Annotated in this window: 6 protein-coding genes; all 6 read right to left on the bottom strand. The window is 36.4% G+C overall.

Annotated elements, in window-relative coordinates:
* The coding region (locus ABF281_RS02635; protein ID WP_347180145.1) for an SUMF1/EgtB/PvdO family nonheme iron enzyme at positions 1-323 on the bottom strand (323 nt) is incomplete at its 3' end.
* Positions 323-949, bottom strand: a complete 627-nt coding sequence (locus ABF281_RS02630) for a class I SAM-dependent methyltransferase (protein ID WP_347180144.1) — start codon at positions 947-949, stop codon at positions 323-325. The genes ABF281_RS02635 and ABF281_RS02630, both read right to left, overlap by 1 nt.
* Before the next feature lie 3 nt (positions 950-952).
* Positions 953-1249 carry a DUF3861 domain-containing protein gene (locus ABF281_RS02625; protein WP_347180143.1) on the bottom strand — a complete coding sequence of 99 codons (297 nt, stop codon included), beginning with the start codon at positions 1247-1249 and terminating at the stop codon, positions 953-955.
* A gap of 88 nt (positions 1250-1337) precedes the next feature.
* Positions 1338-2558: an MFS transporter gene (locus tag ABF281_RS02620; protein ID WP_347180142.1), complete on the bottom strand. Its 1221-nt coding sequence runs from the start codon at positions 2556-2558 to the stop codon at positions 1338-1340.
* Between the two features lie 11 nt (positions 2559-2569).
* Complete coding sequence (locus ABF281_RS02615) at positions 2570-4213, bottom strand: arylsulfatase (RefSeq protein WP_347180141.1); 1644 nt, start codon at positions 4211-4213, stop codon at positions 2570-2572.
* 115 nt (positions 4214-4328) lie between these two features.
* Positions 4329-7193, bottom strand: coding sequence for a TonB-dependent receptor (locus ABF281_RS02610; RefSeq protein WP_347180140.1), 2865 nt, complete (start codon positions 7191-7193; stop codon positions 4329-4331).
* Between the last annotated feature and the right edge of the window lie 271 nt (positions 7194-7464).

Here is a 7464-nt window from a genome sequence, read left to right as displayed (position 1 = left end):
TCGTAAGTTGGTAGTCTTTTTGAGGCCCATTTACAATAGGCCAGAGCATCTTTGTAGCTTACTTGAGTTACAGGTAAGTCTTTTGAAATTGGGGCATGAATGCCATCAGGAAATCTCCAGTTTGCTTTGTCTACTTTTTTAAAATCATAAACATTTAATTGAACAATAGACCATTTATACTTCTCTGCATCCGTTACATAGCCGGTTTCACTTACAAAATTTTCAAATTGTTGGTAGCTCACAGGTTCTAGACGTTCAACGCTATTATTACAAGAACAAAAGCAGAAAAACGCAAAAAACAAGATAGCTCTAAGTAATTTCATCACGAGTGATTTTGACTGACTTCTATTCCACTTCCAATAGGTAACAATATTGATGTAAAAGTCTCTTTCGTTCTAATTACATTTTGATAAGCTTCTGATTCTTTTTTAGAAATGGGCGGGAAAGTCATATTATCCCCCAATACCCATGCACCATCATTTAATTTAGGTGAAAACAAATTGAAACAAGGGACATATAACTCTTTCCATAAATCTAAAAGAACAAAGTCGAAAGTTTCTTTAGCATTTTTTATGCTTAATAAAGCATCTCCAAGTCTAAAATCGACATAGTTTGACAAACCTGCTTTTGATATTTTATCTTTGGCATAATTGATTTTATCTGCATTGTTTTCTAAAGTAATAACCTTACCACCAGTTGCTCTTGCTGCGTCGGCTAACCAAAGTGTTGAATACCCATATGAGGTACCTATCTCTAAAATGCTTTTAGATTTAGATGACTTTATCAACGTATTCATGAAAATAGCGGCATCTTCACCAACAGGTAGTAAAAACTCATCTCGACGCTTCATTGCATCAACTCCCGATAATGTTTTCATTAACTGATTTTCATCATCCAAGCGTTTATCATAATCTCCTAGAACTTTTTTAAAACTTGGATCTAACTGCATAAATTATTTTGCTGACTTTATTTTTTTCATTAATTCACCAAAAGCTGGTCTAAAATCTTCGAATAAAGGATTGTCTCTATTCTTCAACATAACTTCACTAAAGAGTTTGAGGCCAATGGCAAATTCAACCGAATCTTGTTCTGTTTTAAAACGGTCTCTTTTTTTCATTTTTTCGATGATGGCAAATATGTTATCATGATTGCCAAATTCTAATTCAATAGGCGAGTTAATCTTATCATCTGGCCTTAGTAATTCTAAGAGCTCCAGCCTTAACCTATATCTATTCCCCTTCTTAGCCATTATATAATATCTATTACAATTAACAGAACCTATCTTTAAGCGTAGTTCTTCTTTGAGCTACAAATATTTGGATCAAATAGGTTTTAAACTACTGACCTCCTTCGCTTCCTACTTCAGCAAGAACTTTCCCCTTAGTCTCCTCCAATTTAGACAAGAAGAATACTGCCAATACTGCTAGGAACGCTGCAACCCATAAAAATGCTGATTCATCAAGTATATCTGAAAGTGCTCCAGATATAGCAGGTACAATTACGCCACCTATAATTTCTGCAACCGCAGTTACAAAACCAATTGCTTTTGCTTTTAAATGATTTGGCACAGCTTCTGATGGTACTATAGCAGCAACAAGAGGTATTGCACCTACCATAGCGTAACTCAAAAACATTGCTGGTAAATGAATACCAGATCCGTTCAAAAAGTATACTGCAAAAGGATAGAATGCCCCTAGACCAACAGCGATGTAAAGTGCTTTTTTTCTTCCTATTTTATCAGATACACCTGGAAAAAACAAAGATGAAACAAGCATTGCAACACCCAACAGCCCCATAGTTTTCTGCATATCACCTGCAGACATGCCTTGTACATCTGTTAAGTATTTCGTAATGAAAGGTATGGTAGCAAACCACCAACCAAAGACACAACAAGCCAAACCTGTTCCCCATTTAATGTTTTTATAAGCCCAAATTTCTTTGAGTGCAAAGCCAGTATCGTTTTTTGCTCCTCTGCTTTCTGTTGTGGATTTTTTTAGAAAGAAAACCGCAATTAAACCTAACACCAAGCCTGGTACACCAGCTATATAAAAGGCTGTCCGCCAACCCATATTTTCAGCTATCTGAATCAAAATCACAGGAGCTAAAATAGAGCCAAATAAAGCTCCGCCTACCGCCTGTAATATACCTACATTAAGTCCAAGCCTACTAGGTGTTGATTCTCGTTCTACAAAGACCTGTGCCAATGGAATTACCGGACCTTCTGCCAAACCCATGACTAAACGAGCAGCTAATAGCGTACCAAAACCTATAGCCAACCCAGATCCAAAAGAGCAGACAGAAAAAATCAAAATCGCCAAAATAAAGGTGATTTTATTTTTGTTTTTTGACTCCGACCATGCTGTCGTAAAATAGCTAGAAAAAGCCCAAGCTAATGATAAACCAGCTGCTAATAAACCTATTTGAGTATTATTAAGACTTAAGTCCTTGGCTACATAAGGCACCAAATAATTAAGTGCAAGCCTGTCAAAAAATAAGACACCAAAGGTCAGTGCCATTAAGCTCACTATGCCATTTTCATACGAGAATATTTTTTTCATTACTTGTGATTTTAGTGTGGTGATTTTCTAAACGGTGTTTTTTTGCTCATTTCCTCTGACCATGCAATAACGCCATTGGCATTTGCCCATTCGTTATAAATAACATCCATTTTTGCAATGGTTTCTGGTTGTGAGTCTGCAATATTATTTGACTCCGTTCTATCCACAGCCAAGTCATATAACTCCCAAGTATTTCCGGGATAGACTGAAACTGCTTTTAAATCACCCATCCAAACAGCCCGATCACCAAACCATTCAAAGCAAATTGCTTGTTCTCGGTTCCAATCTTGGCCGTTTAATAAGGGTAAGAAACTTTCACCAGGAAGTGCATTTGATGTTGTACCGTTATAGGTTCCCGGATAATCAATATCTGCAATTTGCAATAAGGTTGGCATAATATCAACTACGTGTGTACCCCCCTTTAAAACATTGCCTTTTTCTTTTTGCCCTGGATACCGAATAATGAACGGAGTAGCTACACCACCTTCATAAGGAGATGATTTGTAGCTTCTAAGTGGGCTATTGGAAACTTGAGCCCAATTTTTCGTGTATGACTCCATGGAACCAGCTGTACCAACGGGTCCTTCATTTCGTTTAACAGTAAAAGGCATTTTGCCTACATCCATATTTTCTGCACCGTTATCAGAAAGAAAAATGACCACGGTATTATCTAGTTGACCAGAAGTACCTAGGTGGTTTAATAGTTTACCTATATTTTGGTCTAAATTGTCTACCATCGCTGCATAAACTTCCATTTTTAAAGACCACTCGCTTTTTTCTTCAGTACTTAAACTATTCCACGGTGGCAATAATTTATCTTTAAAAATATTCCAGTCCTCATCAGCAAGTCCTAATTTTTTAATATTTTCAAAACGAAGTTTACGCAACTCATCCCAACCCGCATCATATTTGCCTTTGTACTTCGCAATATCCTCTGGTTTTGCATGTAAAGGCCAATGTGGTGAATTATAGGCCATATAAAGAAAGAATGGCTTTTCTTCTGGCGTTTCTTTTACAAAATCAATTGCTCTGCTGGTTAATTCATCCGTTAAGTAAAAATCTTCTTTATCTATGTTATAGACTTCATTACCCTCATATAAGTACGCTGTTGATGGCGGACCTTTCAGCAATGGTTTGGTATCAAAATAACTAGCTCCTCCATCTAAAAAACCAAAGAAATTATCAAAACCTCGTTGTAACGGCCAATGTGGTTTTTCATTTCCAACATGCCATTTACCAGTCATATATGTAGCATAACCTCCATTTTTAAATACCTCACCTAAAGTCAAAGACTCTTTATTGAGATACCCTTCATAACCAGGTTCACCAAAATCTTCATTGAAAAAACCAATACCGGCTTTGTGCGGATATTGACCTGTAAGTAAACTCGTACGCGAAGGTGCACAAATGGTATTTGTATAAAAACGAGATATTCTTGTTCCTTCTGATGCAAGTCGATCCAGACTAGGCGTACTTATTTCTGAACCATAATTTCCCAAATCTGAGAAACCCATATCATCTGCCAAGATCAAAACTATGTTTGGTTTCTTCGCTACTTTATCCTCCCCTTTTTTTTCTTTGACATCTGCACAAGAAGTAAATAAGAGTATGACTAATCCAAAATAAAGTGCTCTTGTAATATTCGTTCTTATCATTTTTGTATGATTTAATTACTGACTTGTGGTTCATTAATAAAACTGAGGATTGCAAACTTATAGCGTTTACAATCCTCAGTCATGAAATATATTTAAAGGTTATATAAACCCGGAATTAAAATTTATACGTTACTGTCAAGAAAAATGCTCGTGGCATGCTTCCTTGTGTTGAAAATATCGCATTAGGATTATTCGCTACAAATTCTGGAGAAAATCCATCTCTATTCAAAGCAGACGGGAATCCACCTGGCCCTTGCCATCCTAAAATTCCGTATTTATCAAGAACATTATTAACGTTCACTTGCACACCAAGCTTTTTAGTAATATCATAACCAACGGCTAGATCAACATTTCCAAAAGCTGGCAAACTAAAAGAGTTTGGAACGTTTGCTTGTCTTTCTCCCATATAACTGTAATTTACAGAACCAAAGAATTTTTCACTATTGTAAATCGGGTTTATGTTGAAAATTACATTCGCTGCATTATCCGCTTCATTCCCAGAGTAGTCAATTATTACATCATCTTGGGGTCCATCTCGTCCTTCATCCCAAATTGTATACTTAGCAGCCGTAGAACTTTGGAAAACCGCATTAGCACGAAGCGACCACTCATCCGTAAATCTATAAGCACCTTCTATTTCTAAACCAAAAGTGTTGTACTCACCAAATTGAAATAAAGGAGAATATCTTGTACCATCTTCATTTGAAAAAGTCTGAATAATTGGCACATTGTTCAAATTGCTATAAAATGGAGTTACTACCAGTTTTAATCTTTCAGTTCTTACTTTATATCCTATCTCCACCTGTGTAATTTCTTCAAGTAAAGCTGGAGTGTTTTCTACCAAGAAGTCACTATTCAAGTCCAAGTAAAAGAATGTCGAAGGTGATTTATTACCTCGTGCAAATCTTGCGTAAATGGCCTTTTCGTTACTAAACTTATAATTAAGCCCTGCTGTATATGAAAAACTGTTTAGGTTGTAATCATAATTAACAGGTGCACCAGCGGTTCCACCACCATTATCCCATAGTGTAAGTGGGTTTCCATCAAGCCCACCATAGGTTGGGTCGTTCTGACGTGGATTTGGAACTGCAATAGAATTGAAACCTTCTGAAGAAACACTTTCGTATCTCATACCATAATCCAAGGTAAGTTTTTGATTAATTTTCCAGTTATGTCCAAAGAATAATGCTAAAATACCCTGTGTAGTTTCTCCATCATCAGACCCACTCCAGCCTACATTCATAAAACCTTCTGGACTGGTCACTTCGTAGGTATTACCATCGTTTGCTTCCAAGGTTATCTGGGCTGGTACCGGTTGATCTTGAATTAGACCTCCACTAAGTCCCATACCTTTACTCCAGTTGGTTATACTCAATTCCGAACGACTATAGAAAGCACCTAAACTAAAGCTACTTTTTTCAGTCTTCTTACTAAGCACCATTTGATTTGCAACCTCATTTCTGCTGATATCCTGATAAAACATAGGCATAAACAACAATGAATTAGGCTGTACATTAGAACCCGGGAAATTATTGTCTGCTCCTGGTGTAAGTATTGCTGGTGGACCAGGTCCTCCTGGGTTAAAAGCTAAATCTACAGTGCCAAATCGCTGCCCTGTTCTAGGATCAGAGAATACGTATGTTCCCGTTCGGTGCGGAGCCGGTCCTGCAAATAAACCTGGAATTGCATAAAACAAGAAACTTGTAGTACTTATAGGTGAAACTACTGCAGTACCGTTTCTCTCATCATCTTTTCTTGAATATTTAAAATCATTTTTAAGCTTAAATCCTTTGCCTAAGTCTTGAACCCAATTAAAACCAACAGAGCGATCAATGCTATGCAATAGATTTGTAGAGTTAAAGGTTCTCGTACCTTCATCATTAAAAGGTATTTCAATCGAAAAATCATATAGAGCATAGGAATCATATCTAGAAAAACCTTCTGCTATTTGAGGATCATTCCAATTTGTAGAAGGAATAAAGGCCATTCGATCATTTTTATCATTCAAATATTTTAAGTTCAACTTAAAAGAACCTGTCTTATATTTTTTAAGAAGGTTACCTCTTATTTGACCTCCTTTGTTAATAGCGTAACCTCTTGCACGAGCACCATCTGATTGACGTAAAAATCCACCAACATTGTATGTCCACCCTTTCGTTAAAGGTCCACCAATATTAAAATCTGCTCTATAATATGGGTTTACACCGTTACCTTCTAAGCCGAACTTTGTGCGAACCTCACCGGCAAATTTATCTCCACCAGTTTTCGAAACGTAATTGAAGATACCACCTGGAGCATTCGCACCAAGAATAGATGCTGTACCACCTCTTACTGCTTCAACTCTTGCAGTCATTGCATCCGCTCTTAAGAATAAATCCGGAAACAATTCTACATTAGTGACAGGTAACCCATCTTCTTGCAGCGACACATATCTATAACCGTTAATATTATCAATAGAATTCGCAGAAAGTCCTCTTGAATAAACTGAATTCCAAATCTCGCCACGTGCCTGATTCACGAATACTCCCGGAATATTCTTTAACAAATCTGCAGAACTAGTTGCTGCTACTCTCTCAAGCTGTTTAGGACCTATTGTTGTAATTGCAACGGAAGCGTCCATTCGACTTCTAGCATCGAATACACCTGTAACGATAACATCTCCCATTTGATTCGCGTCTTCCATCAACACTATCTTCAAAGTCTCAGACTGGGGAACTTTTACTGAAACTGTTTTATTCAAATAACTGATATATGAAGCACTCAATACATACGTACCGTTTTCAAGACCACTAATGGTAAAATTACCCTCAGAGTCACTTATTGTACCATTACTGGTTCCTTCAATAACAATTGAAGCTCCAAGTAAAGATGATCCGTTTTCGTCAATGATTTGGCCTTTTATTACCCCATCCTGAGCTTGGGCAAAACCACCCATAAAGAGTAGTATGCAAAATGTTAAAAATCGAAGCATTTTTTTCATGATTAAATTTGTTTTAATTAAGATTGTTTGTTTTATGTAAAATTATCGTATCAGTAAATTTACTGAATTAAAATGGCATAAAATATTAGTTTATTCCATATAACTCCTGCAAAACTGAAATAACACTTTACATTTTGTAAATCAAAAAAAGACCAATACTATTCAAAATCAATACTTCACGAACTTTATCCTAACCTACTTCGTGAAACTTTTTAAATCAACACCCTTTAATTTCTTAACTTATGTCAAACAGAATTCACTTAATTTATGT

It is taken from the genome of Wenyingzhuangia sp. (assembly GCF_039768515.1).
Lineage (GTDB): Bacteria > Bacteroidota > Bacteroidia > Flavobacteriales > Flavobacteriaceae > Wenyingzhuangia.
This window is presented reverse-complemented; position numbering and strand designations above follow the sequence as displayed.